Raw genomic sequence first — 25,781 nt, 5'->3', positions numbered from 1 at the left:
GACCAGCATGGCCGGTGTAGAACTGCGCAATATCAACAAGATCTACGGAAACAGCTTTCACGCTCTGCATGACCTCAACTTCGACATCAAGGACGGCGAGTTCATGGTGTTTGTCGGTCCGTCCGGATGTGGGAAGTCGACAGCGCTCAGAATGATCGCAGGCCTGGAGAGCATTTCCGGCGGTGAACTCAAGATCGGTGGCCGGGTCGTAAACGATGTAGATCCCAAAGACCGCGACATTGCCATGGTCTTCCAATCCTACGCGCTCTATCCGCATAAGACGGTGCGCGAAAACATCGCCTTTCCGTTGCTGATGGCCGGACTGCCCAAGGCTGAGATCGACAGCCGCGTGAACGAGGCGGCGCGCATTCTCGAATTGACGACATTGCTCGACCGTAAGCCGGCGCTTCTCTCCGGCGGACAGCGCCAGCGCGTCGCCATGGGGCGGGCGATCGTCCGCAAGCCGGCAGCCTTCCTGATGGATGAACCATTGTCGAACCTCGATGCCAAGCTGCGCGTGCAGATGCGGGCCGAGATTGCCAGCCTGCAAAGAAAACTGAATGTCACCACGATCTATGTGACCCACGACCAAGTCGAGGCGATGACGATGGGTGATCGCGTCGCTGTCATGAAAGGCGGCGTGCTGCAGCAAGTCGACACACCGCAAAACCTGTACAATCGCCCTGACAACGTCTTTGTCGCCGCCTTTATCGGATCGCCCTCGATGAACTTGTACGAGGCCGTTCTGAATGGCAGGACGCTGACCCTGGGCAACAACAGTTTCGAAATCCCTGATCGGGTTTTCGAATATCGCCCCTCGCTCAACGGTGCGTCTAACCGTCAGGTCATTGTCGGTATCCGGCCCGAGCACATGAACGACGCCGCAATCCGACCTTCTTCGGCCGAGATCTCGGCCCCGGTCACTCTTGTCGAGGCGCTGGGTTCTGAATCCATGGTGCATCTGAATATCGACGCGCCTTGGGTGGATGCCGGCGACCCGGACGCCATCGCCGACATCGGCAACGATAAAGCTGCTGTCGCCCGGTTTTCTCCGAAGAGCACAGTCCGCGCCGGTGACGTTGCGCGCATCGCTGTCGATGCGGAAGAACTTCACTTCTTTAGGCCTGACACCCGCACCAGCATCTGGTGATCAGAAACAGAGCGCTGCTTGAACGCATTTCCCCAGGCGCCTTGCGAGCAACCATCAGTCTACTCTCGCTGTGGAGTAAGAAATGTCCGAGGAGACATTAACAATGGCTAGCGAAAACTGCTTCGATGTAACGAAATATCCCGCAGGGAATCCCTATGAGGATATTGGAGCGGTCATCAACAGCATCATTGCCGATATCAAAAGAGGACAACCCGAATCCGATCTGAATGACGGCGGAAAACCTGGAGCGGTTATCTATATACCGCCAGGCGATTACCGACTTGTCACTCAAGTCGTTATCGACGTGAGCTATCTGAAGATCGTGGGCTCCGGGCATGGCTTTACGTCTTCGAGCATTCGTTTCAACGTACCCGCAAACGAGCTGAGACACTGGCATGAAGTATGGCCGGGCGGAAGCCGCGTACTCGTCGACACATCTCCGGAGACCGCCGACGGTGAGGCGGCAGGCGCCGCGTTTTATGTTAAGCGCACCGGAAATCCTCGCATAAGCTCCGTGGAGTTTGCCGACTTCTGCATCGACGGCCTGCACTTCATTGACGATGGTTCGGGGCAACATGACGCAGAAAATACATACAAGAACGGCAAAACCGGAATCTATGTAGGCAGCGCCAACGACTCATTCCGAATAACCGGGATGGGTCTTATCTATCTGGAGCATGGAGTGACTGTTCATGATGCAGATGCGCTCGCGATAGATAACAATTTCATTGCCGAGTGCGGCAACTGTATCGAATTGAAAGGCATGGGGCAGGCGTCAAGAATAGCGAATAATTTCATGGGAGCCGGCTACAGGGGCTATTCCATTTTCGCGGAAAACTATGGGGGTGTTCTGATATCCTCAAACAACGTGTTCCCTCGAGGAGCCAGCAGCATCTATTTTTCCGGCGTCGTCCGTTCCGCGGTCACAGGAAATAGATTCCACTCCTTTTATCCCGGAATGTTGGTTCTCGCCGATAACAGCTGCGAGAATTTGGTCTCCTCAAACCACCTGTTGCGAGATCGCGAACCATGGGCGCCGATGCAGAAGTACGACAACGGGCTGGATGATTTGTTCGGACTTTTGCGCATTGACGGGAGCAACAACTCGGTCATCGCAAACCACATCTCGGAAACGATCGATACTCAGTATATCAAGCCGATCGCCGCAAAGCCTGTGATTATCAACCTGGTTTCCGGGAGCGGAAATTACATCGCCAATAATCACATCGTGGCCACGACCGAAAAATCGCAAAGCAGCGATGCACCAGAAAGTGCCTGCTTTTCAACACAAGTGGGCGCATTGCTTTCAACGAGCAATTTGGAGACGCTCGAAGTCACGGCAGTGAAGGTCCAAGAGGGTTCCGTACGGAACACAGTGCTCGATTCAGGCAGTGACGAACAGGTTCAGTTGGACAGAACAATGAATGCGTTCCGGGCCACTCCAGCGATAGGGTAGCGGCAGCGGCTCCCGGCTCAGATCGCCGGCCTCGGACCTTGAACGCGACCGTTCCTCATTCTTGATCGGACGCCAAGCGAAAAAAGAAAAACTGAAATGCCACCTCAGTCACTGGCCGCGGCCGGGATAGCGGCCGTGCGCCCGGGCGGTATCGGGTCGAGACCATTCACTTTGTGGAGGAACAGCATGCGAAGGCAGAAAATGCGGTTGGCGCTTGGGACGCGCGTTGAATTCTGGGCGACATCGAAGGAGCCGAGCTCAGACGAATTCGCATTTCGCATTCTGCAGGGTGACCAGCTCTTGTGGGGGGTGAAACGCTTCTCGGAGTTTTCGGAATTTTACAGCTACCATCATCGTGAAGCGGGCGAGGTGGAGTTCGAATGGGATGAAGGCAGAACAGAATTCACCTGGGCCTATGCTTACGATCCACGGTCAGTCTCGAAAACAGGAATCACTGTTTTGGAATTCGGGGAACAATTGGTGGAGCGCACCGGACCCGAAATCGACAGCTGGTGTGCAGCCGACCCGCAACGGCCACGCCTGCACTTCTCGCCGGTGAAAGGCTGGATGAATGATCCCAACGGGTTGTGCAAGATCGGCGATGTCTGGCATCTGTTCTACCAGTTCCACCCCGGCGGCACGGATTGGGGACCGATGCATTGGGGGCATGCGACCAGCCACGACCTATGTGCGTGGCTTCACATGCCGGTCTTCTTGCGACCGGAACAGAATCTCGCCCGCCTCGGTGCGACCGGTGGCGCGTTCTCGGGGAGCGCGTTCAGGGATCGGGACGGAAAGATAAAGTTCTATTATACGGAGCGCCTGCCCGCCTACGATCTCTTCGCGGATTACCGCGAAGTCCAGAAGATCGCCGAACCAGGCCGCGACCTCATCAACGCCGAGCGGATCGCGACCGTGCTGGAGATCCGTCCGGAAGGCGTGCAGCATGATTTCCGAGATCCTAAAGTCTGGTGGGACGACGCAGCCAACGCCTATCGGATGATCCTTGGGGCATCAATTTATGACGATCCGGCTGTGCTGCTTTATGGCTCCGACGATGGACTCGAATGGCAGTATCTGGGGCTGCTTTACCGCGCGTCCGTCAATTTCCGCGAGGAAGGCGCCCGGGCAGTGGAATGCCCTGACTTCTTTCGGCTGGAGGACAAGTGGGTTCTGGTTATGGGCTTTGTGGGCCATATCGAACCAACGACACGGCGCCACAATCTCCTCTACGCCCTGATCGGCGAGTTTATCGACGATCGCTTTGTGCCCGATACGCCCGAGCTGCAACTGGTGGATTTCGGGACTGACTATTACGCGATGCAGAGTTTTGAAGCCGAAGGGCGGCAGATCGCCTTTGCATGGCTTTTCAACTGGGAATACCGCAAGCCGGACGGTTCAGCCTATTCCGGCGAAATGTCCTTGCCCCGCGTTCTAACTCTTAGTGAAGACAAGAAGAAGATATGCATGCTGCCGGCGATCGAGGTCGACGAGCACTATGTCGCCATCCCCCTCGCCGCGGGCCAAATCGGCGGCTACTCACTGCCCGGCGGTCCGATCGAGATCCGGCTTTCCGGCTCGCTGCAGGGCAGCAGGCTTGTCGCGACGGTGGGCGGCGAACTTGCTTTCGAGGTGGGAGTCGCCGACGGTATTCTTTCGATCCGGCTCGCCCAGGACGATGGCTCGATCCAATACGTGGCGGAGCTTGGCGGCGGGAAGGACCTTCGTCTGTTTCATGACCGCGGAATCGTCGAGATATTCGCCGATGGCGGAGCGGTTTGTGGAACCCGCCGCGGCTACGTGAACATAGACCCCGATCGACTGGAAATCTCATCCTCTGCACGAGTGGAGGTATTTGAAAGGCATCCGGAATGATTCCTTCCTGTGGGCGATGCAATGGTCGATATGCTTCCTGCATCAACGGGCGGGTCCGCTTCGGCGGATAGCGGCATAGCTTCCGCCAGATTGCGGGAGCATTGCCTCTTGAAAGCCTGCGATAGCGGGGCCGATTGTTCGAACTTCAGCCGCGAATATAATTCGGATATTGGGCTCGGATCACATCGATGATCGATAGCGTGCCGGATAGATGTTTTCTGAGGCCGCCGTGCTCCGTCTCGAGGACAAGTCGAACATTGCGTCCTAGACCGGCAGCCTTTTCTCAACCTCGAACATGGTGCCGGCTTTAGCTCTCGAGCAACCGCCTCAGCATGTGCCGGACATGGTCCTGCGCGCCGAAGAAGATGGCCGCAACGACGATCGTCTGGCGGTCCTCCTTCGGCAGGAACCAAATTACGGCCTTGTCCCGCCGCAAAAAACGGATGCCCGGATAGATATCGGGTCGCGACGTTCCGATGGGGGGCGTTTCAATCAACCGCTGAACCGACGAGCGCAACTCGCGAATTCGCCCGGCCGCTCGCTCCAGGGCTTCGTCCGCATCATCGCCGAGATCGCTGTAAGCCGCGAAGAGGTGATCGAAAATGAGTTCAAAATCCCGCTCCGCTTCGCGGGAGTATTCAAGTCTCCACACGAAGAGCTCGCCGTTTCCGGTCGATCATCTCGTCGACCGCGTCCGCCATGGCTTCATCCGATAGCGCGGGGCCATTCAACCGCCGTCGGATCAGTTCCCGCAAAGCTTCCGTCTCTGCGGCCTCGGCCTCCGTCTTTTGCCTGAGAAGCTCCAAACCTTGCTGTAGGACCGAACTCAAGCTCGAATACCGCCCATTATCGACAAGCGATCGCGCAAAGGCATCCTGTTGCTCGGTCAGCGAGATCGATGATTTTACGCTCATGAGGATCTCCTTCACGTCAAAAAGAATGCTACCCAGTCGCATATGTCAAGCTGTTTTTGATCGTCTGCATGGCTTCCGGTCGCAGTGCAAGCGCGACCGAGGGGATCAAACTATATTCGGCGGTTCATGGGATCGACGAGCGGCTGAGCCTGCCGGCTGCGGGTCGGCGGCACCGATCGCCATGCCGGCGCGCCGGCCTTCATAAAATGCGTAGGGCGCCTGCCTTGGCGCCACGCCGTCTCCGATCTCGGTGAAGGGAATGCCGAGCTCGGCCAGTTCCAAAGCGAGCCAGTTGGCTGCAGCATTGGTCGTGGAGAAGACGAGGCTGTCAGCTTCGATCGCCTCCCGCTTCCCGGTCAGATGGGAAACGAGGATTGTGGCGTTGCCCTGCCAGCTCTCTATGCTGGTTTCCGTTCGGAACTGAACACCGAGCATGCTGAGCGTCCGGCGCAGTGGAACGTCGGCGGATGTGCGCTGCAGTTCCTTTCCGATGACCGCGTCCGGCGTGACGAGCACGACTTCGTGCCCCTGCTCGGCAAGCTTCCAGGCGGTGCCGCAGCCCTTCCAGCCGCCGGTTTCGTCGATGACGACGACACGCTTGCCGAGCCTTGCCTGACGGGCCATGACGCTTTCGGCCGAGAAGACGTTTCCTTGTTTGATCCCGTCGAGTGACGGGCGATCAGGCAGGGCCTTCTGGAAGCCGGAATCCTGCGGCAGCGATCCGGTTGCCAGGATCACCACGTCGCTACCGATCTCGGCGACGTCGCTTCCCTCGATATAGCTGTTGAAGCGGACATCAACGCCGAGTTTTTCGAAGCGGGTTTCGTACCAGCGAATGAGGTCCAGTATCTGCGCCCGCCGCGGCTGCTCGCCGGCCAGGCGGAATGCGCCGCCGAGCCGGTCCGAGGCTTCCGCAAGGATAACCCGATGGCCCCTTTCGGCGGCCACACGCGCAGCTTCCAATCCGGCCGGCCCTCCTCCCACGACCAGCACGGATTGGGGATTTTCGACAGGTTCGAACCGGTCGCCTCCCCATTCGGCCTCACGCCCGACGGAAGGGTTGATCAGGCAGCTGATCCAATAGTCGCGCGACCGCCGGCCCCAGCACATCTGATTGCAGGACAGACAGCCGCGAATATCCTCGGGCGTTCCCAGGCGCGCCTTGTTGGCAAGGTGGGGGTCGGCGATCTGACCGCGGACGATGGACACCAGATCGGCTGCCCCCTCTCCCAGCGTGATTTCCGCGTTTTCAGGTGTTCGAATATGGCTTTCCGCTGTGACCAGCGCATGGCTCACGACCTGCTTCAGGCGCGCCGACAGCTCGACACCCAATCGCTCCGGATAAAGAAAGGTCGGCATCAGGCTGCCATAATCGAAATATCCGCCCGAGCCGCAGGTCACGTAGTCGATCAGCCTCTGTTCGTCCAAGCCGGCAACGATCTCCGTCAACTGCTCGCGATTCAAGGCCGTCGGACAGCCCGGCTCGTCGCTGACGGTCAGTCCGATGATGAAATCAGGACCGCAGGCCTGTCGGATACGGCCGAGGATTTCCCTGGAGAATCTTGTCCTGTTCTCGAGGCTGCCGCCCCAGCGATCCTCGCGGCGGTTATAGAACGGCGTCCAGAACTGATCGAGCAGACCGCCATAGGCGGCCCAGACCTCGACGCCGTGGAAGCCGGCCGCCCGACAGCGCAGCGCCGCCTTGACGAAGGCGTCAATGGTTTCCTCGATCTCACGCTCCGTCATTGCGTGCGAGCCGTCGCTGTCGTGATAGCTTGGTCCTCCCGAAGGCGACCAATGGGCATGAAAGGAAAGGTCGGAATCCCCGTGGCTGCCGACATGATAAAGCTGCTGGACGACGACAGCGCCATGCTGCTTCACATTTTCGGTCAACTTCCGGAATGCCGGGATGACGGAATCGTCCGATGTCCGGAAATTGCCGCGCGTCAGCACGGTGGCGGGGTGCACAGGCATCGGCTCGACGACGATCATCGCCGCCCCGCCGATCGCCCGCTCGACGTAATAGGCGATCGTCTGATCGCCCGGCAGCCCGTTCACCGACATGTTTGCCGTGTGGGCGCCGAATACGATCCTGTTGCGCAGCCTGTGGCCGGCAAGTGTGATCTCGGAGAAGGTCTTTGGAAAGGAGGTCGTCATCTTGAATCCTGGCGGCTTTCACGGTCTGCTGGCGGGGTGCGCGGGCCTCGCCGGCCCGCGCCTTTTATAATTTACAGAGCGGCGGTGATTTTTTCCGCCACGTCGGCGCTCAGCCACGACTTCCAGATCTCCGGATGCTCTTTGAAAAAGTGGACGGCGCCGTCTTCACCGCCCGCCTGGGTATCGGTCATCCAGGACATGACCGAACTGACGGTCTGATTGTCCCATGATCTCTTGCGGAGATAGTCCATGACGCCGGCATTGCCGCTCGCTGCCAGTTTCTCAGACACAAGTGTTACGACATGGTCCTTCGGCCACTCGTTCTTCTTGGGATCGGGACAGTCCGAAGCGGTGTTGCAGCGCTTCCACTCCGCCGCATCATGCGGAACGCCCGCTTCCAGGCGGACCATGGAATACTTCCCGAGAAGGGCGGTCGGCGACCAGTAATAACCCATCCATCCTTCTTTATGTTCATAGGCGCGCGCCATGGCGCCGTCGAGGCCGGCCTGGGTTCCGGGATCGACGAGGTCGAAGCCCTTGGCTTCGCCGCCATAGGCCTTGAAAAGCTGGGCGCTGACGACCGAGCCGCCCGATCCTGTCGGACCGTTGAAGACCGCTCCCTTCGACGTGTTCTCGGGCGCTGGGAAAAGCTCCGGATGTGCGAAGGCGTCATCGACCGTCTTGATCTCGGGATGGGCGTCGACGATGAATTTCGGTATATACCAGCCCTGGATGCCGCCATCGGACAAAGCTGGTCCGATATTTACAATTCTGCCCTCGTCGACGCCGCGCTTGACGATCTCCGGGACAAGGTCGACCCAGGCCTCGCCGGCAATGTCCGGCTGTCCTTTTTCCACCATCGAGGTGATCGTCGGCACCGTGTCGCCGGGAACGAACTCCACCTGGCAGCCGAAACCATGCTCGAGAATGAACTTATCGACGTGAGCGAGAAGTTCGCCGCTTTGCCAGTTCATATTGGCGACACTGACCGTGCCGCAAGCGGCGCTGGCGTTGGATGCGATGCCGGCGATCAGCGCGACCGTCGAGACTGCGAGAAGATTCTTCATCATGTTCCCCTTTTGCGCTTTTGACATGTGTGCTTGGTGGGGAGGGCCGGTTTTCCGGGCTTCGGCGCCGCGCCTCCCAACGCAAATCGATGGTATTTGTCTTGGCCGCCGCGGTATTGTACGTTTAGGACAATTTCGATGGCCTGGAGGACCTTCATCTGCAGCGCGATTATTCCCGATCAGGGCCAAGCAAGCCGCCGCCTGACATCGCCGCGCCGCTCAGGGTGGGATCGTGGCGACGCCGAACTTCACCCTGATGCCGCTTGCCTGCTTCACGGATTTTCTCCGGCTGGCGGGTGATGAAGGCGATTTCAGCCGGCGCATCTACTGTGACTGGGAGCTGCTGTCGCATAATCTCGATCCGATACGGTCAAGTTGCGGCCTGGAGCTGACGCCGGGCAGGACGTACGGGGATCCTGGCGATTATGACTTCATCGTCGTGCATGGAGGCATTCTCCACGCCGACCACAGGATCCCGCCGGAACTCTACGCCTTCGTGACCGATGCCGTGCGCCAAGGCGTGCCGGTGGCCGGCAACTGCTCGGGAAGTTTCGTGCTCGCCGAGGCCGGCCTGCTTGCCGAAAAAAGATGCGCGGTTCATTTCACGCTGGCGGGACTGTTGCGCCAGACCTTTCCCGACATCACCCCCGTTACCGACCGGCCCGTCGTGGTAGACGGAAATATCATAACCTGTCCCGGCGGATTGGCGTCGATCAAGCTCGCAATGTATCTGGTGTCGAATGCCTGTGGCGAGTCCCGTGCGGACAAGGCGTTTCACTATCTTCTCGGTGATCATGGTTTCGACAGAGAAGGGGCAATCGAAGAGCCGGATCTCGGTATGAAGTGCGGGGATCGCCGCGTTACGAATGCGATAGGGCTGATGCGGCAGAAAATGTACGAGCTCTGTTCGCTTGCCGATATCGCAGCCGGCGTCGGTACATCGGAACGAGAGCTTTCCCGGCTTTTCCAGAAACATCTGCAGGTCGCTCCAGGCGAATATTGGCGCCGGATGCGCCTGAAGGCGGCGAAATGGATGGTGCTCAACAGCGACCGATCTATCGCGCAGATCGCCTATGAATGCGGATTTACAGATTGCGCCCATCTGGTGAACTGGTTCCGGCGAACCTATCACGTCACGCCGGCAAAACTCCGCCGGTCGCATCGCGAACTGGGAGTGCGCTAACGCATTCCTGTCTGACCAGGCTTGAGGATCAGTTGGCTCCTCGATCCGCGGGCGATCCGGGTTTTCGCAAGGCTGCGCGAGCATAGCCTCTTTCGCCACGCCGACGTCGTTCGAACGTCAGCCGCGAATATAATTCGGGTATTGGGCCCGGATCACATCGATGATCGACAGCGTGCCCGATAGATGTTTTCTGAGCGCCGCCGTCGCTGCTTCAGGCTTACCCGACGCGATGGCGTCGACGATTGCTTCGTGGTCGGCCAGGACCGTCTGCATCTTGCCCGGCATCGGGAGGTTGAGGCGCCGCAACCGGTCGAGATGCACGCTCTGGCGCCGGACATTGGCCCAAAGCTGCAATATGCCCGCCCTCTCGTAGAGCTTCCGGTGAAAATCGCGGTCAATGTCGTCGAAGGTGTCATAGGTTTCCGGAGATCCAACTGCCTTCTGCCGCGCCAGGATCTCGCGCAGTTCCGCCGCCGTCTCGCCCGGCGACTCCTCGGTCAGCCGCCGCACGGCCTCAAGCTCGATCGATAGTCGCAGAAACTGCGCCTGCCGCGCATGGTCGGTGTCGATCTTGGCGACCACCGTCGCATATTGCGGATAGACTTCGACAAGTCCTTCCTCCTGAAGCCGCATCAAGGCATCGCGCACAGGGGTCTGGCTCACCCCGAATTCCAGCTGCAGCGAGGCGCGCGACAGGACCGTCCCCGGCGCAAGCTCCACCGTCAGTATCCTTGCTCGCAATATCTCGTGGATCTGCAGCGCCACCTGTCGTGACCGATCCAACTGGCTTTCCCGAACCATTCCGCTCATGTCCCTGCCCTGTTTTCGCGTCGTGCAAATCGACTAAATCACATTTTTTGGGTTGATGCACTGATGCATTAGTGCTTCAATGATGAAATCCGCCTCGGGAAAGGCGGCAGAGGGCTGAGGCCCGCATCCTTTGGGAGGACCAGATGCAAATTCTGAAACATTGTCTTGTGGCCGCGGCCGTCACGCTCGGCCTTGCTTCGGCCAGCCAGGCGCAGGAGAAGACCGCTATTTCGATCACCCGTCAGCCGGGCATCCTCTATCTCGCCAGCCATGTCATGGAGACGCAGAAGCTGATCGAAAAGCACGCGGCCGCCGATGGTGTGGCTGATGTGACTGTCGAATGGCGGACCTTCAGCGGCGGCGGCGCTCAGACCGATGCCTTGCTGGCCGGCAACGTCGACATCGTCAATACCGGCACCGGCAACCTGCTTCTGCTCTGGGATCGCACCAGGGGAAAGGTGAAGGGGATCATCACCAGCTCCGCGCAGCCGGTAATCATGGTCAGCAATGATCCGCGCATCAAGTCGCTGAAGGACATCACGCCGTCCGACAAGATCGCCGTGCCGACCGTCGGAGTGTCCACCCAGGCCATCCTGCTGCAGATGGCGGCGGCGAAGATGTTCGGTGAGGACAAGGTCAAGACATTCGATCCCAACACCGTTCAGCTCGGACATCCGGACGCGGTTGCGGCAATCGCCAACCCGAACCACGAAGTGAAGAACCATTTCGCAGCGCCGCCTTTCCAATATATCGAGCTGAAGCAGCAGGGCGTGCACAGGGTGACCGATTCCAAGGAGATCCTGGGAGGTGCGCTGACGCAGGCGACCTTCTTCACCACCACGACATTCGCCGACGCCAACCCGAAGATCGTCAAGGCGCTGCGCGAGGCGACGGAAGAAGCGGTCGCCTTCATCAAGAAGGACCCCAAGGCAGCCCTTGAAGCCTACAAGACGGTGTCGGGCGACAAGACCAGCCTCGATGATCTGCTCGCCATGTTGAAGGAGCCGGGCATGGATGAATGGCGCACCGACCCGCAGGGCACGATGAAGTTCGCCGAGCATCTGCACAAGATCGGTACGCTCAAGACCATGCCGAAGGCCTGGACCGACTATTACCTGGCCGACTCCGCCTATCTCAACGGCAATTGACGGCCCCCGGGAGCGGTGCTTCAGAGCCGCCGCTCCCCCTCTTCAAGGAGTAATTCCAATGCTTCAGGCCATTGCCCGCACCGGCAACGAGACCGCACCGGCGGCCGAGAGAGAGCCCCTCCTCAAGGTCGACAATGTGACGCTGCGCTACAAGACCCCGAATCTCTTGGTCACCGCCACCGAGGGCGTCAGTTTCTCCGTCCGCCAATCCGACAGGTTCGTGCTGCTCGGTCCGTCCGGCTGCGGCAAGTCAACGCTTCTCAAAGCCGTCGGCGGCTACATGACGCCGTCGGCAGGCTCGATCCATATCAACGGGCGCCAGGTGAAGTGTCCGGGGCCCGACCGCATGATGGTCTTCCAGGAGTTCGACCAGCTGATGCCCTGGAAAACGGTGCTCGAGAACGTCATGTTCCCACTGCTGGTCGCCCGCAAGCTGCCGAAGGGCGAAGCCGAAGCATTGGCGCGCGAGTATATTGACAAGGTGAAGCTGACCCGCGCCGTCGACAGCTACCCACACACGCTGTCCGGCGGCATGAAGCAGCGCGTCGCGATCGCCCGCGGCATGGCGATGCAGCCGGATATCCTGCTGATGGACGAGCCTTTCGCCGCGCTCGACGCCCTCACCCGCCGGCAGATGCAGGACGAGCTGCTCCAGCTTTGGGAAGACACCAAGTTTACCGTCATCTTTGTCACCCATTCGATCGCCGAAGCGATCAAGATCTCGAACCGGATCCTGCTTCTGTCGCCGCATCCGGGCAGGGTCAAGGCGGAAGTGGTGGATGTCGACAAGGTCAGCCACGAAGACGGCAGCGCCGCAGTCCTCGAGCGTGACATCCATAACCTGCTGTTCTCCTCGGAACCCGGCCACAAGGAATAAAGCCATGTTGTCCGCAAACATCATTCTTGCGACCGATGTCGAGGCTGCCAAGCCCTACGACAATGTCAAGCCGGTCGAACAGAGGCTCAGTGCATTCGAAACGCTCTGGGGGATCGGCGCATTGCGCAAGACATTGCTGATCGTCACACTGGCGATCGTCTGGCAGGTTTATGCCTCCTATCTCGACAATCCCCTTCTGTTCCCGACGCTCAGCGACACGATCATCACGCTGATCGACCGTTTCGCCGACGGCACGCTGCCGGCCCGCATCTGGACGACGCTGCAGATCCTATTCATGGGATACGCGCTCGGCACGGTGCTCGCCGCACTCCTGACCGTGCTCGCCATCAACACCCGCATCGGCACGGATTTTCTCGAAACGATGACGGCGATGTTCAATCCGTTGCCGGCCATATCGCTTCTGCCGCTGGCGCTGATCTGGTTCGGCCTCGGCGCCTCCAGCCTGGTCTTCGTGCTCGTGCATTCGGTTCTCTGGGCGGTGGCGCTGAATACCCATTCCGGTTTCCTCGGGGTCTCGCGCACCTTGCGCATGGTCGGCGCGAACTACGGACTGACGGGCATTTCCTATGTGCTGCGGATCCTCGTGCCTGCCGCCTTCCCTTCCATTCTCACAGGCCTGAAGATCGGCTGGGCCTTCGCCTGGCGCACGCTGATTGCCGCCGAGCTCGTCTTCGGCGTCTCCTCGGGCCAAGGAGGGCTTGGTTGGTTCATCTTCGAGAACCGCAACCTTCTCGATATTCCGGCAGTCTTCGCTGGCCTCTTGACCGTGATCATCATCGGCCTGATCGTCGAAAACCTGGTCTTCCAGACGATCGAGCGCCACACCATCCAGAAATGGGGAATGAAGGAATAGCCGCGAATACGGCTTTCCCATCCCGAGAAGGTATCCTCATGACACATAGAAAAGCCCCGGAAACCTTGCGTAGCGCGCGGTGGTTTGCGCCTGATGATCTGCGCAGCTTCGGCCACCGCTCGCGCATGATGCAGCTCGGTTATGCCGAGGAGGATTTTCGCGGCAAGCCGATCATCGGCATCCTCAACACCTGGTCCGAGCTCAATACCTGCCATTCCCACTTCAAGGAGCGTGTGCAGGATGTGAAGCGCGGCGTCTCGCAGGCCGGCGGCTTCCCGGTTGAAATGCCGTCGCTGTCGGTCGACGAAAGCTTCACGAAGCCGACCTCCATGCTCTACCGCAACATGCTGGCGATGGAGACGGAGGAGACGATCCGCTCGCATCCGCTCGACGGTGTCGTGCTGATGGGCGGCTGCGACAAGACTACGCCCGGCCTCGTCATGGGGGCGCTGTCGGCCGGCGCGCCGATGATCTACCTGCCGGCCGGGCCGATGCTGCGCGGCAATTACGCCGGCAAAATCCTCGGCTCCGGCTCGGATGCGTGGAAATATTGGGACGAGCGCCGTGCCGGCAACATTACCGATGCCGAGTGGCTCGGCGTTCAGGGCGGCATCGCCCGCTCGGCCGGCACCTGCATGACGATGGGCACCGCCAGCACCATGACGGCGATTGCCGATGCGATGGGGCTGACGCTGCCTGGCGCCTCGTCCATTCCTGCCGTTGATGCCAACCACCAGCGGATGTCGGCCGCCTGCGGCCGCCGCGCCGTCGAGATGGTCTGGGAAGATCTGACGCCCGAGCGGATCGTCACGGAAGCGGCATGCCGCAACGCGGCGATCGTCGCCATGGCCACCGGCTGCTCCACCAACGCCGTCGTCCATCTGATCGCGATGGCCAGGCGCGCCGGCATCAACCTGACGCTCGACGATCTCGACCTGCTGGGGCGGGTGACGCCGCTCATCGCCAATGTCCGCCCCTCGGGAAAAGACTATCTGATGGAGGATTTCTTCTACGCGGGCGGGTTGCGGGCGCTGATGAAACAGCTCGAGGACCGGCTGGACCTGACGGCTTTGACCGTCACCGGTAAGACCATGGGCGAAAACCTGATCGGTGCCGAGGTCTATAACGACGATGTCATCCGGCCGCTTTCGAATCCGGTCTATCACGAGGGATCGCTCGCCGTCCTGCGCGGCAATCTCTGCCCGAACGGCGCGGTGATGAAGCCGGCGGCCTGCGATCCGAGATTTCATGTGCATCAAGGGCCGGCGCTGGTCTTCGACAGCTATCCCGAGATGAAGAAGGCGATCGATGACGAAAACCTCGACGTCACGCCCGACCACGTCCTCGTGCTGCGCAATGCCGGGCCGCTCGGCGGTCCCGGCTTTCCGGAATGGGGCATGCTGCCGATCCCGAAGGCGCTGATCAAACAGGGGCATCGCGACATGCTGCGCATTTCCGACGCCCGCATGTCCGGCACCTCCTACGGCGCCTGCATTCTGCATGTATCGCCGGAGAGCTATATCGGCGGACCTCTGGCGCTGCTGAGAACCGGTGACATCGTGCGCCTCGACCTGCCCAACCGCCGGCTCGACATGCTGGTGGACGAGGCCGAACTCGTCCGCCGCCGCGACGCTTGGAAGGCGCCGGAGCCGCATTTCCAGCGGGGGTATGGCTGGATGTTCTCCCGCCACGTTACCCAGGCCGACCAGGGCTGTGACTTCGATTTTCTTGAAACGGGTTTCGGCAAAAGCGCCGGCGAACCGGATATTTATTGAGGGAGGAATGAGCATGACCGATTACGTGCTGAGCGACGCTACCCGGGCGAAGTTCAAGAAGATCTCCACCGCATCGATCGCCACCGCCCTCTTCAAGCGCGGCCTTCGAAACCAGTTCATCCAGGGGGTCGTGCCGGTGGCGCCTAAGGCGGAGGTGATGGTCGGACAGGCATTCACGCTGCGCTATATTCCCGCCCGTGAAGATCGCAATCCGATCACGGTTTTTCAGAACCCAAATCACCCGCAGAGAGTCGCGATGGAGACATGCCCTCCAGGGCAGGTGCTGGTGATGGACGCGCGCAAGGACGCAAGGGCGGCGACGGCGGGTTCCATCCTGATCACCCGGCTGGCGCTCCGCGGCGCGGCGGGCGTCGTCTCCGACGGCGGTTTTCGCGATGCTGAAGGGATCGGAGCGCTTGACATGCCGGCCTATTACGCCAAGCCGTCGGCCCCGACCAATCTCACCTTGCACGAAGCGCTTGACATCAACGTGCCGATTTCCTGCGGCGATGTTGCCGTATTTCCCGGCGACGTCCTGGTCGGCGACCGCGACGGCGTCATGGTCATCCCGGCCCATCTGGCTGATGAACTCGCGGATGAATGCGCGAATATGGAAAGCTACGAGGACTTCGTTCTCGAGCAGGTGAAGGCCGGCGAAACAATCATCGGCCTTTACCCCTGCACCAAGGACGAACATCGGCAGAAATATGAGGCCTGGCGAAAAGAAAACGGCCGCTGAGTTTGCCCAAAGGGGCCTGCGCTCGAGCCGAAGGCCCCGCCCCCGGCTATTTTCCGTCAAGCCACTCCTGCAGCTCTGCCTCGGCCCGTTCCAATGCGCTGTAATTCAGTAGCTTGCGTAACAACGCGACGGTCACGGCGCGGGCGCGCAGGTTGAAGCGGCCGTCTTCGTGATCGTCGCCGGCGGTCTGATAGACGTCGAGCTTGTCATAGAGCTGCTGCAGCCGGTTCTGCACGCTGCGCAGCGACAGGCCACGGCGTTTGGCGATAGCACGGTCGGTCAGGCCGAGCGCGATATCGACGAGGATCTCGTACTCGGAGTCGGTGAAGCCGTTCGTCTGGCCGAGGCTCTTCTGCTGCAGTCCCCGCACTTCGCGGTCGATGACGCATTGGCTCTCTATAAAGATCGAACGCAGCGCAAGCTTCAGCCGCTCGTCGGAAGCCGATTTCAGGACATAGCCATAGGCCGCGCCATCCGGCACGATGCGCGAGACGCCGCGCACATAGGCTTCGTCCGAATAATTCGACCAGAACAGGATGCGTGTTTCCGGCCGCTCCTTCCAGATCGTTCGCGCCGCTTCTATGCCGTTTCTATTGGCCATCTGCAGGTCCATGACGATATGCGCCGACTTATGGTCGCGGGCGAGCTTTTCGCCGGCGGTCCCATTCTCCGCCTCGATCACCGTATCGCATTCCGGCAGGGCGGCATTGACCGCCTCGTGCAGATAGGACCGGTGCAGCGGGTCGTCCTCGACGATCAGAACCTTCATTTCGCCTTGCTCCTCAGTTTGGTTCGCCCGCCGGCCCGTTCGGCGCTAGAGCATGATGCCGAAAAGTGTGAGCGGTTTTCGACGACATCATGCTCTAACTCTTTAATTTAGAACAGGATTCAGATTTTAGGCCGACCGGGCCTAAAATCATCCTGTTCTAGCGGCAGCACGACGCGGACCGCGGTTCCTCGGTTGTTGTGGCCGGGTCCCGTCGTAAAACGCGCCGAGATCAGCCGGGCGCGGGTTTTCATATTGTCGATGCCGCCGCCGATCCGTCCCCGGACCTTGGAGAGCCCTGTCCCGTCGTCGGAAATTTCGATCGACAGCTGTTCCTTGTCCGCCTCGAGCCGCACCATGATGGCCAGGGGCGCGGCGTGGCGCACGGCATTGTTGATCGCCTCCTGGGCGATCCGGAACAAGGCGACGCTGACGGTCGGTTCCAGCTGCTCCAGCGCGCCATTCGTCTCATCGGCCAGGCCCCATTCGATCGCCGATCCGGTATCGCGCGTCGATCGGTCGAGATGATGCTCGATTGCCTGGGCGAGGCCGAAGAGCTGGAGAACGGAGGGTTTGGCCTGCTCGATGATCTGCCGCAGATCCTGCATGCAGTGCTGCAGCGATCGTGAAACAGGCTCCAGCGCCTCGGCCGTCACCTCGCCATTGCGCGACAGCCGATCAATCCGGCGCGCCAGCCGCGTCAGGTCGGCAAGCGTCTGGTCGTGAAGGTCCATGCCGATCCTCTGACGCTCCTGCTCCAGTGCTTCCGTTAGTTTCAGGGCGCCTTGCCGCAATCCCTCCTCACGGGCGCGGGCCTCCGCCTCCACGATCGCCGAGCGTTGCGCCTGTTCGGCAGTCTGCAGCGCGAAGAAATAGGGCGTCAGCAGATCGGCGATGATGCGGGCGCGCTCGATATCCTCCATCGTATAGACGCCCGCTTTGTGAGACGAGCAGGACAGCGCTGCGATGATCGTGCCCTGCACCTTCATCGGGACATGCAGGCGGCTTCTCAGAGACTGTTCGACGATCGGACGCTTGAACGCGCCCTCGAAATGGAAGCGCGGATCCGTCATGGCATCGTCGGCAAGCAGAAAGTCGACCTCGCCCCGCAGCAGCGAACGAATGGGGCTGTTGACCACCGGCGCGCCCGCGATTTCGCCCCAGGCAGTCTCGATGCCGGTCTCATAGGCCGTGTGGTAGTTGCCGCCCTCAAGCAGCACGCAGACGTCGAGATGATCGTGCGGGATGATATGGGCGACCTCGGCCGCGACGGAGCGGATCGCCGAGCGGAAATCGAGCTGGCCGGCGAGAAGCCGGGAAATGCCGAGATAATGGTCGAACAGGGCTGCGGGTGCAAGTTGCAGCATTGTCAGTTCCTCCCCGTCACGACAGGCTCCTCAACCTGCCATGATCCTTTCCCAGTAAGCGCCGCGGAAACGCCGCCGTCTTGCGTAAACCCGCAGCTTATTGCGCAAAACCCGCAAACGACTTGCCGCCTTGCCCCTGTACAGGCCTGCCGATCTCCCCCATCCTGCCCTTACTGAGAGGAGGAAGCTCAGTGCAAGAACAATTTTCACTCGGACCCTTGCGTCCAACGGGAGTGAAGCGATCGGCCGACCGGCGCGATCATGAGGGAGGAAGACATGACAATTCGTAAGATGCTTCTGGCATCGGCCGCTGTTGCTTGCGCCGCGATGCCCGTTTCTGCCTTTGCCGATACCTCGGGCAAGAAGATTGCCCTTTCCAACAACTATGCCGGCAACTCGTGGCGTCAGGCCATGCTGACGAGCTGGGGCAAGGTGACGGGCGAGGCCGTAAAATCAGGCGTCGTTGCTGCAGCCGATCCCTTCACCACCGCCGAAAACCAGGCGACGGAACAGGCGGCGCAAATCCAGAACATGATCCTGCAGGGTTATGACGCGATCGTGCTGAACGCCGCCTCGCCGACGGCGCTGAACGGCGCGGTCAAGGAAGCCTGCGACGCCGGCATCACCGTCGTTTCCTTCGACGGCATCGTCACCGAACCCTGCGCCTGGCGCATCGCCGTCAATTTCAAGGAAATGGGACGCAGCGAAGTGGAGTATCTGTCGAAGAAACTCCCAGAGGGCGGCAATCTGCTCGAGATCCGCGGCCTTGCCGGCGTCTTCGTCGATGACGAGATCTCGGCCGGCATCCACGAAGGCGTCAAGCAGTTCCCGCAGTTCAAGATTGTCGGCTCCGTGCATGGCGACTGGGCGCAGGACGTGGCGCAGAAGGCTGTTGCGGGCATCCTGCCGAGCCTGCCCGACGTGGTCGGCGTGGTGACGCAGGGTGGCGATGGTTATGGCGCCGCACAGGCGATTGCCGCGACCGACAGGAAGATGCCGATCATCATCATGGGGAACCGCGAAGATGAATTGAAGTGGTGGAAGGAGCAGAAGGACGCCAAAGGCTACGAGACGATGTCCGTGTCCATCGCGCCCGGCGTCTCGACGCTCGCTTTCTGGGTGGCCCAGCAGATCCTCGACGGCAAGCAGGTCAAGAAGGATCTTGTCGTGCCCTTCCTGCGGATTGACCAGGACAATCTCGAAACCAACCTCGCCAATACCCAGGCCGGCGGCGTCGCCAACGTCGAGTACACACAGGCGGACGCGATCAAGGTCATCGAGTCGGCAAAGTAATCTCCCGGCGATTGCCGCGCGGCCGCAAATGGCTGCGCGGCATTCCTTGCGATCAGGTGTGGCGGGCAAGCATGGATGACGTTTTGAAGGCGGTGATCGCCGTCGATGACGCCAAGGTGAGCTTCGGCGCCGTCAGGGCACTCGACGGCGTCACGCTCCGCGTCATGCCGGGCGAGTGCGTCGGCCTGGTCGGCCACAACGGCGCCGGCAAATCGACGATCGTCAGCGTGATCAATGGCGGGCTGACGCCGCATGAAGGAAGCGTGGCAAGCGATGGCGAGCGGCTGGAGCGTTACGGCATCAACGCCGCGCGCGCTCGCGGCGTGCGCTGCGTCTTCCAGGAACTGTCCCTCTGCCCCAACCTCTCCATCGCAGAAAATACGCGCATCATGCACCGCCATCTCGGCGGTTTCGGCTGGCGCAGGCGGGCGGCAAGGATCATCGAGAAAAGCCTCGACGCCGTCTTTCCTGGCCATGGCATCGACAGCGGCCGCGCCGTCGGCGACCTTTCGATCGCCGAACGGCAGATGGTCGAGATATCAATGGCCTTTTCCGACGCCGGCATTGCGCCGCGGCTGGTGATCCTCGATGAACCGACCTCGTCGCTCGACGCCAGCCTCGCCCGCCAGATGCTGGATCATGTCCGCCGCTTCGTCGCCGCCGGCGGCTCCGTCATCTTCATCTCGCATATCCTGCACGAGATCCTCGAAACCGCCGACCGCATCATCGTCATGAAGGACGGCCGCGTCGTTGCCGAACGTCCGGCGCGCGAATTTGACCATCATGGCCTTGTGGAGGCTATGGGCACCGTTGCGCGGGAAGACACCGGCGATCGCCCGGCGCGGGTACAGTCCGACGCTCCTCTCGTTCTGTCGCATCAGACGGCAGGCCGGTCTTTCGCCGCCCGCAAGGGCGAAATTATCGGACTGGCGGGGCTGGCCGGCCACGGCCAGACCGAACTTCTTCTCGCCTTGCACGCCGCCCAGGCCGGCAACTGGCTGCCCGAACGCGATCCGCTCGTCACCTTCGTCGCCGGCGACCGCCGACTCAACGGTGTCTTCGAACTGTGGAGCGTCCTGCGCAATTTTTCGATCGCCTCGCTCGGCGATCTGTCGCGACGGGGGCTGATCCTCGCGGACGCAGAGCAGACGAAGGGCGCCGACTGGAGGCGGCGGATCGAAATCCGTACACCCGACATGGCGAACCCCATCCTGTCGCTTTCCGGCGGCAACCAGCAGAAGGTGCTGTTTGCGCGCGCGCTTTCGACGCGTGCGCCGGTCGTTCTGATGGACGACCCGATGCGCGGTGTCGACGTCGGAACCAAGCAGGAAGTCTACGCTATCATCCGCGAGGAAGCCTCGCGCGGGCGCACCTTCATCTGGTATTCGACCGAGATGGACGAGGTTCGCCTCTGCGACCGCGTCTACGTCTTCCGCGAAGGCCGTATTACCGCGGAACTCGCCGGCGATGCCGTCAACGAGACGAACATCATCGCTGCCTCTTTCGAAGGGGTCGCCGCATGACGTTCCGGCTCTCCTCGGACGCGATGCGTCTTGCCATTCCCGCCCTGTCGCTGACCCTGCTGCTTGGCTCCGTCTTCTGGCTGCAGCCGCGCGCCATGAGCTATGTCGGGCTCAACCTGCTGTTCAATCTGGCCGTGCCGATCGCGCTGGCAACGATCGCCCAGATGCTTGTCATGGCCGTCAACGATCTCGATTTGTCGATGGGCACCTTTGTCAGCTTCGTCGCTTGTGTCAGTGCCACGTTTCTGCGCGATACCCCTGTCATCGGAATCCTGATCCTCGCCGGCGCGATTGCGGCCTATGCGGCGCTCGGCGTCGTCATCCATCTGCGCAACCTGCCATCCATCGTCGTGACCCTCGGCATGAGCTTCGTCTGGGGCGGCCTTGCCGTGATGCTGCTGCCGGCGCCGGGCGGGCAGGCGCCGGACTGGGTGCGCTGGCTGATGACCGTCAAGCCGCCGCTGGCGCCGATGGCGATCGTTGCGAGCATCGTCATTGCCGCCGTCGCCCATCTTCTCGTCACGCGCTCCTCGCTCGGTGTGCTGATCCGCGGCATCGGCGGCAACCAGCGCTCGGTCGAACGCGCCGGCTGGTCGATCGTCGCCGCCCGCGCCGCCGCCTATGGACTTGCCGGTGTCTTCGCCGTGCTTGCCGGCATCGCCCTCGTCGGCCTCACGACCTCGGCCGACGCCAACATCGCGCTGCGCTACACGCTTCTGTCGATCGCCGGCGTCATCCTCGGCGGCGGCGAGTTCATCGGCGGCCGCGTCTCTCCGATCGGCGCCGTCATCGGCGCGCTGACACTGACGCTCGCCGGCTCGTTCCTGTCCTTCCTGCGCATCTCGCCGGACTGGCAGATCGGCGCCCAGGGCGCGATCCTGATCATCGTGCTGGCGCTGCGGCTGATGCTCAACCGCTTGGAGAAGCGGGAGAAACGCCGATGACGTTTCGCCTCAATCTTATCGGCAAACCCTGGATCTGGTCATGGCTTGCCGCCTTCGTCGTCTGGTTCCTGACGATCATGGTCACATTCGGCGCCAGCACGCTCGGCCTGTCGCAGGCCGCCCTCACCTTCGCCGCCTTCTCGGTCATCGTCGGCATCGGCCAGATGTTCGTCATCACCCTCGGTCCCGGCAACATCGATCTTTCGGTTCCCGCCACCATGACGCTGGCCGGAACGGTGGCGCTGAAACTGATGAATGTCGAAAACGGAATGATCCTGCCGGGGCTCCTCATTGCCATCGTCATCGGCCTTGCCGTCGGCATCGGCAACTATGTGCTCATCAAGGCGCTCCGGATTCCGCCGATCATCGCCACGCTGTCGATGAGCTTCATCGTGCAGTCCGCGGCGATCTGGACGAACCGCGGACTGCGCATCAAACCGCCGAGCTTGCTTGCGGAATTCACGACGTCGAACACGCTCGGCATTCCGAACGTGGCGATCGTCGCGCTGCTCATTTCGCTGATCGCCTGGTTCCTGCTTGAGAAGACGATCTACGGTCGCTGGATCTCGGCAATCGGCCAGAGCATGCCGGCCGCGCGCATGGCCGGCATACCGGTCGACGGCACGCGCTTCGTCACCTATCTCTTCTGTGCCGTGCTCGCTTCCGTCGCGGGTTATCTGCTTGCCTGCTTCTCCGGCGGCGCGGCGCTCAACATGGGCTCGGAATATCTGCTGACCTCGATTGCCGTCGTCGTGATCGGCGGCACGGCGGTCGCCGGCGGCGATTCCAACGTGCCGGGCATCTGGGGCGCGTCGCTCTTCATGTTCCTTGTTGTTTCCATGCTCAACACCTACGGGCTCGGCGCCGGCATCCGCCTCATCATGACCGGCCTCATCATCATCAGCGTCATCATGCTTGCCGGCGGCCGGCGGGCCGGTATGCGATAAACGGAAAGACCACCATGGCAGAGGCCAGCATTTACGAAATTCACGACCCCCGCTTCCGACAGATGATCGTGACGAGCGCCGGCCTCGACGAACTCTATTCCGGCTGCCGCTGGGCGGAAGGCCCCGTCTGGTTCAACGATGCCAACCAGCTTCTGTGGAGCGATATTCCAAATCAGCGCATGCTGCGGTGGACGCCCGAGGGCGGCGTCTCTGTCTACCGGCACCCGTCCAACTTCACCAACGGCCACACGCGCGACCGGCAGGGGCGGCTGATCTCCTGCGAACATGGCGGGCGCCGGGTGACGCGCACCGAGATCGACGGCTCGATCACCGTGCTCGCCGACCGTTTTAAGGGCGCGAGGCTCAATTCGCCGAACGATGTCGTGGTGAAATCGGACGGCACGATCTGGTTCACCGATCCCACCTACGGCATCATGTCCGACTATGAAGGCTATCGGGCCGAGCCGGAGCAGGCGACGCGCAATGTCTATCGCCTCGATCCGGCGACCGGTGAGCTTACTGTTGTCGTCACGGACTTCACTCAGCCGAACGGCCTCGCCTTTTCGCCTGACGAAACGATCCTCTACGTTGCGGATTCGGCGGCAAGCCACGACGAAAACCTGCCGCGTCACATTCGCGCCTTCGATGTGTTCGACGGCAGCAGGCTCGATAACGGCCGTGTCTTCTGCCATATCGACAACGGCATTCCAGACGGCATCCGCACCGACGTGGAGGGTAACCTCTGGTCGAGTGCGGCCGACGGCGTGCATTGCTTCGACGCGACGGGAAAGCTGATCGGCAAAATCCGCGTACCCCAGACCGTCGCGAACCTCACCTTCGGTGGCCCCAGACGCAACCGTCTGTTCATCACAGCCACGCACTCGCTCTATGCCGTTTACGTTGCCACAGCAGGCGCTCAGGTGCCCTGAGCTTACCCTTCAAACCTGGCGGAAACGATGGATTGGACCTGCACATCCGACCTCGAACCGCCCGTCCCATGCTCCAGCCGCCTTCTCGGAACAAACAGCGAGCCTGCACGCTATCCCCGCGTCCAAACATGGGAGATAACAATGGCGTCCATGACACTCGAAGATCTCTCTTCGCGCCTGAAGAAGATCGATTTCTGTATGCTTTCGACCAACGCCGGTTCCGGCCGGATTGCAAGCCGGCCGATGAGCAACAACGGCGACGTCGAGTATGATGGTGACTCGTGGTTCTTCTCTTACGAGAACAGCCGGAAAATCGCAGAGATCAAGGGTTCGGAGATCGTATCTCTGACATTCACTGCTCCGCCCAGCTTACTTGGCAAGCCGGGCATTTTCATTGCGATCGAGGGCATCGCGTCTCTGGTGCGGGACAAGGCGGCCTTCGAAAAACACTGGGTTGCTGATCTCGATCGCTGGTTTCCCGGAGGGATCGATACACCAGGCATTGTGCTGATCAAGATATCAGCGTCCTCCATTCGATACTGGGACGGCGAGGAGAATGGCGAAGTTACCCTCGCCGGCTCCGACCCGCGCTCTTAAATTACGAGGAGCGCAGCAAGGCATCAATCTCGGCGCGTGACGGCATGGCGGGAGCAGTGCCTGGCCGTGTGACGGCAATTGCGGCGGTCGCAGAGCCGAAACGGATGGCCTGGACCGGCGCATGTCCTTCAGAAATCGCCGTCGCGAAACCGCCAAGAAAAGCGTCTCCGGCCCCCGTCGTGTCAATGACATTGCCCGCCGAAAATGCGGGAACAAATTCGCTCTGTTCTGCGGTGTGATAGTACGCTCCGCGTCCACCAAGGGTGATGACCGCCGCCCGCGCTCCTCGATCCAGCAGAGCGCCGCCCGCCGCACGGACCTGCTCATCGGTTGTGATCGCATGCCCCACCAATTCGGCGGCTTCCACTTCATTGGGGACGATGAAATCACACAGGCCGTAGATGCCGTCCGGGATCACCCGTGCCGGCGCGGGGTTGAAGATCGTCGTGGCCCCTGCTCTTTTGGCCATCGACAATCCATGCATGGCGGCCTCGAGCGGTTGTTCGAGCTGGGTCATGAAGATGGCGGCGCTTTCGATCTCCGCCCGGTTCGCATCGACATCCTCGATGCCGATGAGGCCTGCCGCACCCGGCACGACGATGATGGCATTGTCGCCGCTCACCTCGTCGACGAAGATGAAGGCGGCGCCGCTGGAAACGCCGTCCATCTTCATCACATTGGCTTTGACGCCGGCCTCCGCATAGGCTGAAAGCGCCATCGCGCCGAACGGGTCGTTGCCGACCCTTGAGATGAAGGTCACCTTGCCGCCGGCCTTTGCCGCCGCAATTGCCTGATTAGACCCCTTGCCTCCCGGCCCGAGCGTGAACCCGGATCCCATCAGCGTCTCGGCAATATAGGGCAAGCGCTTTGCCTTATAGGCAGTGTCGGCGGCAAAAATACCTAGGATGACGATCCCGCTTTTCTCGCTCATCGGATGGCCTCCTGCGCCGGAATGACGCCCTTGGTCAGAAGGAAACATCCATAGAACCGCAGTTCCCCCGTTGCGATCACGCAATAGGCCTGCTTGGCGATGTCGTAGAAGGCCATGCGTTCGACGGGATACATCGGCGACGGCTTGCCCTCGGCGCGATCGACAATCGCCTGGACCTCCTGCTGAATCGGCGGAATTTCATCCGGCTTGCCGATCACTTCCATGCGGCCCACCGACGGCTGGATCGGTGTATCCAGCGGCAAGACCGACAGGACCGCGTCGATTGCCTGCGGCGCGGGAATGTTTTCCATGGTCAGCAATTTACCGAGACGCGTCTGGCGGGCAATTGAATCCGATGGAAAATTCATGTCGGAGATGACGAGATAATCGCCGTGTCCCATGTTGCAAAGTGCTTGCAGAATGTCGCCGTTGAGCGCGGCCCGAATTCCTTTGAGCATT

At 61.0% G+C, this 25,781-nt stretch carries 24 protein-coding genes; 15 read left to right on the top strand and 9 right to left on the bottom strand.

The genetic code is table 11. The annotated features are described in order from the left end of the window. The first annotated feature begins 7 nt into the window (after nucleotides 1-7). From ugpC to CO655_RS13585, 3 genes are all read left to right on the top strand, one after another. Nucleotides 8-1,150, top strand: a complete 1,143-nt coding sequence (gene ugpC / locus CO655_RS13595; protein WP_097665035.1) for a sn-glycerol-3-phosphate ABC transporter ATP-binding protein UgpC — start codon at nucleotides 8-10, stop codon at nucleotides 1,148-1,150. A 103-nt stretch (nucleotides 1,151-1,253) separates the two neighbouring features. Next, nucleotides 1,254-2,606, top strand: coding sequence for a NosD domain-containing protein (locus CO655_RS13590; protein WP_097665034.1), 1,353 nt, complete (start codon nucleotides 1,254-1,256; stop codon nucleotides 2,604-2,606). Between the two features lie 186 nt (nucleotides 2,607-2,792). Then, nucleotides 2,793-4,481 (top strand): glycoside hydrolase family 32 protein, encoded by a 1,689-nt coding sequence (locus CO655_RS13585; RefSeq protein WP_097665033.1) that lies wholly within the window; start codon nucleotides 2,793-2,795, stop codon nucleotides 4,479-4,481. A gap of 307 nt (nucleotides 4,482-4,788) precedes the next feature. Here the strand turns inward: CO655_RS13585 and CO655_RS13580 are convergent, their stop codons facing one another. The 4 genes from CO655_RS13580 to CO655_RS13565 all read right to left on the bottom strand — a co-directional run bounded on the left by CO655_RS13580 (nucleotide 4,789) and on the right by CO655_RS13565 (nucleotide 8,619). Further along, nucleotides 4,789-5,133, bottom strand: a complete 345-nt coding sequence (locus tag CO655_RS13580; RefSeq protein WP_097665032.1) for a type II toxin-antitoxin system RelE/ParE family toxin — start codon at nucleotides 5,131-5,133, stop codon at nucleotides 4,789-4,791. Continuing rightward, nucleotides 5,120-5,395, bottom strand: a complete 276-nt coding sequence (locus CO655_RS13575) for a type II toxin-antitoxin system ParD family antitoxin (protein WP_097665107.1) — start codon at nucleotides 5,393-5,395, stop codon at nucleotides 5,120-5,122. The genes CO655_RS13580 and CO655_RS13575 overlap by 14 nt, the downstream gene beginning before the upstream one ends. Before the next feature lie 105 nt (nucleotides 5,396-5,500). After that, nucleotides 5,501-7,552: an FAD-dependent oxidoreductase gene (locus CO655_RS13570; RefSeq protein WP_097665031.1), complete on the bottom strand. Its 2,052-nt coding sequence runs from the start codon at nucleotides 7,550-7,552 to the stop codon at nucleotides 5,501-5,503. A 71-nt stretch (nucleotides 7,553-7,623) separates the two neighbouring features. Continuing rightward, complete coding sequence (locus CO655_RS13565) at nucleotides 7,624-8,619, bottom strand: ABC transporter substrate-binding protein (protein ID WP_097665106.1); 996 nt, start codon at nucleotides 8,617-8,619, stop codon at nucleotides 7,624-7,626. A gap of 232 nt (nucleotides 8,620-8,851) precedes the next feature. Here CO655_RS13565 and CO655_RS13560 point away from each other — a divergent pair, with 232 nt between their 5' ends. Next, on the top strand, nucleotides 8,852-9,802 hold the full coding sequence (locus CO655_RS13560; protein ID WP_245423792.1) for a helix-turn-helix domain-containing protein: 951 nt from the start codon (nucleotides 8,852-8,854) through the stop codon (nucleotides 9,800-9,802). A gap of 117 nt (nucleotides 9,803-9,919) precedes the next feature. Here the strand turns inward: CO655_RS13560 and CO655_RS13555 are convergent, their stop codons facing one another. After that, entirely contained in the window at nucleotides 9,920-10,612 is a 693-nt protein-coding gene (locus CO655_RS13555) for a GntR family transcriptional regulator (protein ID WP_097665030.1), read from the bottom strand. Nucleotides 10,613-10,755: 143 nt separating this feature from the next. Here CO655_RS13555 and CO655_RS13550 point away from each other — a divergent pair, with 143 nt between their 5' ends. Genes CO655_RS13550 through CO655_RS13530 form a run of 5 tightly spaced genes read left to right on the top strand, consistent with a single transcriptional unit; the run spans nucleotide 10,756 to nucleotide 16,025 of the window. Continuing rightward, nucleotides 10,756-11,760 carry an ABC transporter substrate-binding protein gene (locus tag CO655_RS13550; protein ID WP_097665029.1) on the top strand — a complete coding sequence of 335 codons (1,005 nt, stop codon included), beginning with the start codon at nucleotides 10,756-10,758 and terminating at the stop codon, nucleotides 11,758-11,760. A 58-nt stretch (nucleotides 11,761-11,818) separates the two neighbouring features. Then, nucleotides 11,819-12,637 (top strand): ABC transporter ATP-binding protein, encoded by an 819-nt coding sequence (locus tag CO655_RS13545; protein ID WP_097665027.1) that lies wholly within the window; start codon nucleotides 11,819-11,821, stop codon nucleotides 12,635-12,637. 4 nt (nucleotides 12,638-12,641) lie between these two features. Beyond that, nucleotides 12,642-13,511 carry an ABC transporter permease gene (locus tag CO655_RS13540; protein ID WP_097606284.1) on the top strand — a complete coding sequence of 290 codons (870 nt, stop codon included), beginning with the start codon at nucleotides 12,642-12,644 and terminating at the stop codon, nucleotides 13,509-13,511. Between the two features lie 38 nt (nucleotides 13,512-13,549). Continuing rightward, nucleotides 13,550-15,286, top strand: a complete 1,737-nt coding sequence (gene araD, locus CO655_RS13535) for an L-arabinonate dehydratase (protein WP_097665026.1) — start codon at nucleotides 13,550-13,552, stop codon at nucleotides 15,284-15,286. 13 nt (nucleotides 15,287-15,299) lie between these two features. Continuing rightward, nucleotides 15,300-16,025, top strand: a complete 726-nt coding sequence (locus CO655_RS13530) for a ribonuclease activity regulator RraA (protein ID WP_097665025.1) — start codon at nucleotides 15,300-15,302, stop codon at nucleotides 16,023-16,025. 46 nt (nucleotides 16,026-16,071) lie between these two features. On the opposite strand, the gene CO655_RS13525 is transcribed toward CO655_RS13530, so the two are convergent. Together CO655_RS13525 and CO655_RS13520 are read right to left on the bottom strand one after the other, a co-directional pair. Continuing rightward, complete coding sequence (locus CO655_RS13525; protein WP_097665023.1) at nucleotides 16,072-16,794, bottom strand: response regulator transcription factor; 723 nt, start codon at nucleotides 16,792-16,794, stop codon at nucleotides 16,072-16,074. Between the two features lie 119 nt (nucleotides 16,795-16,913). Continuing rightward, a complete protein-coding gene (locus CO655_RS13520) occupies nucleotides 16,914-18,158 on the bottom strand; it encodes a sensor histidine kinase (RefSeq protein WP_097665022.1) in 1,245 nt (414 codons plus the stop codon). Between the two features lie 276 nt (nucleotides 18,159-18,434). Between CO655_RS13520 and CO655_RS13515 the strand changes: the two genes are divergently transcribed. From CO655_RS13515 to CO655_RS13490, 6 genes are all read left to right on the top strand, one after another. Next, entirely contained in the window at nucleotides 18,435-19,451 is a 1,017-nt protein-coding gene (locus tag CO655_RS13515) for an ABC transporter substrate-binding protein (protein WP_097665020.1), read from the top strand. A 71-nt stretch (nucleotides 19,452-19,522) separates the two neighbouring features. Beyond that, the gene (locus CO655_RS13510) at nucleotides 19,523-20,974 is read left to right on the top strand and encodes a sugar ABC transporter ATP-binding protein (RefSeq protein WP_097665105.1); all 1,452 of its coding nucleotides are present in this window, start codon (nucleotides 19,523-19,525) and stop codon (nucleotides 20,972-20,974) included. Next, nucleotides 20,971-21,918 carry an ABC transporter permease gene (locus CO655_RS13505; protein WP_097665018.1) on the top strand — a complete coding sequence of 316 codons (948 nt, stop codon included), beginning with the start codon at nucleotides 20,971-20,973 and terminating at the stop codon, nucleotides 21,916-21,918. The genes CO655_RS13510 and CO655_RS13505 overlap by 4 nt, the downstream gene beginning before the upstream one ends. Continuing rightward, nucleotides 21,915-22,865 carry an ABC transporter permease gene (locus CO655_RS13500; RefSeq protein WP_097665017.1) on the top strand — a complete coding sequence of 317 codons (951 nt, stop codon included), beginning with the start codon at nucleotides 21,915-21,917 and terminating at the stop codon, nucleotides 22,863-22,865. The genes CO655_RS13505 and CO655_RS13500 overlap by 4 nt, the downstream gene beginning before the upstream one ends. 14 nt (nucleotides 22,866-22,879) lie before the next feature. Beyond that, nucleotides 22,880-23,794: an SMP-30/gluconolactonase/LRE family protein gene (locus tag CO655_RS13495; protein WP_097665016.1), complete on the top strand. Its 915-nt coding sequence runs from the start codon at nucleotides 22,880-22,882 to the stop codon at nucleotides 23,792-23,794. Between the two features lie 141 nt (nucleotides 23,795-23,935). Beyond that, complete coding sequence (locus CO655_RS13490; RefSeq protein ID WP_097665015.1) at nucleotides 23,936-24,391, top strand: pyridoxamine 5'-phosphate oxidase family protein; 456 nt, start codon at nucleotides 23,936-23,938, stop codon at nucleotides 24,389-24,391. A 1-nt stretch (nucleotide 24,392) separates the two neighbouring features. On the opposite strand, the gene CO655_RS13485 is transcribed toward CO655_RS13490, so the two are convergent. Next, nucleotides 24,393-25,322: a ribokinase gene (locus CO655_RS13485; protein ID WP_097665014.1), complete on the bottom strand. Its 930-nt coding sequence runs from the start codon at nucleotides 25,320-25,322 to the stop codon at nucleotides 24,393-24,395. Then, nucleotides 25,319-25,780, bottom strand: coding sequence for an RbsD/FucU domain-containing protein (locus CO655_RS13480; RefSeq protein ID WP_097665013.1), 462 nt, complete (start codon nucleotides 25,778-25,780; stop codon nucleotides 25,319-25,321). Before CO655_RS13480 ends, CO655_RS13485 begins: the two co-directional genes overlap by 4 nt. Between the last annotated feature and the right edge of the window lies 1 nt (nucleotide 25,781).

The organism is Rhizobium sp. M1, assembly GCF_002531805.1.
In the GTDB taxonomy this organism is placed as follows: domain Bacteria; phylum Pseudomonadota; class Alphaproteobacteria; order Rhizobiales; family Rhizobiaceae; genus Rhizobium; species Rhizobium etli_C.
This window is presented reverse-complemented; position numbering and strand designations above follow the sequence as displayed.

Excerpts from the sequence above, each read along its gene's own strand:
- ugpC (WP_097665035.1), top strand. The coding sequence starts at position 8 with ATGGCCGGTGTAGAACTGCGCAATATCAACAAGATCTACGGAAACAGC.
- CO655_RS13590 (WP_097665034.1), top strand. The coding sequence starts at position 1,254 with ATGGCTAGCGAAAACTGCTTCGATGTAACGAAATATCCCGCAGGGAAT.
- CO655_RS13585 (WP_097665033.1), top strand. The coding sequence starts at position 2,793 with ATGCGAAGGCAGAAAATGCGGTTGGCGCTTGGGACGCGCGTTGAATTC.
- CO655_RS13575 (WP_097665107.1), bottom strand. The coding sequence starts at position 5,395 with ATGAGCGTAAAATCATCGATCTCGCTGACCGAGCAACAGGATGCCTTT.
- CO655_RS13570 (WP_097665031.1), bottom strand. The coding sequence starts at position 7,552 with ATGACGACCTCCTTTCCAAAGACCTTCTCCGAGATCACACTTGCCGGC.
- CO655_RS13565 (WP_097665106.1), bottom strand. The coding sequence starts at position 8,619 with ATGAAGAATCTTCTCGCAGTCTCGACGGTCGCGCTGATCGCCGGCATC.
- CO655_RS13555 (WP_097665030.1), bottom strand. The coding sequence starts at position 10,612 with ATGAGCGGAATGGTTCGGGAAAGCCAGTTGGATCGGTCACGACAGGTG.
- CO655_RS13550 (WP_097665029.1), top strand. The coding sequence starts at position 10,756 with ATGCAAATTCTGAAACATTGTCTTGTGGCCGCGGCCGTCACGCTCGGC.
- CO655_RS13545 (WP_097665027.1), top strand. The coding sequence starts at position 11,819 with ATGCTTCAGGCCATTGCCCGCACCGGCAACGAGACCGCACCGGCGGCC.
- CO655_RS13540 (WP_097606284.1), top strand. The coding sequence starts at position 12,642 with ATGTTGTCCGCAAACATCATTCTTGCGACCGATGTCGAGGCTGCCAAG.
- araD (WP_097665026.1), top strand. The coding sequence starts at position 13,550 with ATGACACATAGAAAAGCCCCGGAAACCTTGCGTAGCGCGCGGTGGTTT.
- CO655_RS13530 (WP_097665025.1), top strand. The coding sequence starts at position 15,300 with ATGACCGATTACGTGCTGAGCGACGCTACCCGGGCGAAGTTCAAGAAG.
- CO655_RS13525 (WP_097665023.1), bottom strand. The coding sequence starts at position 16,794 with ATGAAGGTTCTGATCGTCGAGGACGACCCGCTGCACCGGTCCTATCTG.
- CO655_RS13520 (WP_097665022.1), bottom strand. The coding sequence starts at position 18,158 with ATGCTGCAACTTGCACCCGCAGCCCTGTTCGACCATTATCTCGGCATT.
- CO655_RS13515 (WP_097665020.1), top strand. The coding sequence starts at position 18,435 with ATGACAATTCGTAAGATGCTTCTGGCATCGGCCGCTGTTGCTTGCGCC.
- CO655_RS13510 (WP_097665105.1), top strand. The coding sequence starts at position 19,523 with ATGGATGACGTTTTGAAGGCGGTGATCGCCGTCGATGACGCCAAGGTG.
- CO655_RS13505 (WP_097665018.1), top strand. The coding sequence starts at position 20,971 with ATGACGTTCCGGCTCTCCTCGGACGCGATGCGTCTTGCCATTCCCGCC.
- CO655_RS13500 (WP_097665017.1), top strand. The coding sequence starts at position 21,915 with ATGACGTTTCGCCTCAATCTTATCGGCAAACCCTGGATCTGGTCATGG.
- CO655_RS13495 (WP_097665016.1), top strand. The coding sequence starts at position 22,880 with ATGGCAGAGGCCAGCATTTACGAAATTCACGACCCCCGCTTCCGACAG.
- CO655_RS13490 (WP_097665015.1), top strand. The coding sequence starts at position 23,936 with ATGGCGTCCATGACACTCGAAGATCTCTCTTCGCGCCTGAAGAAGATC.
- CO655_RS13485 (WP_097665014.1), bottom strand. The coding sequence starts at position 25,322 with ATGAGCGAGAAAAGCGGGATCGTCATCCTAGGTATTTTTGCCGCCGAC.
- CO655_RS13480 (WP_097665013.1), bottom strand. The coding sequence starts at position 25,780 with ATGCTCAAAGGAATTCGGGCCGCGCTCAACGGCGACATTCTGCAAGCA.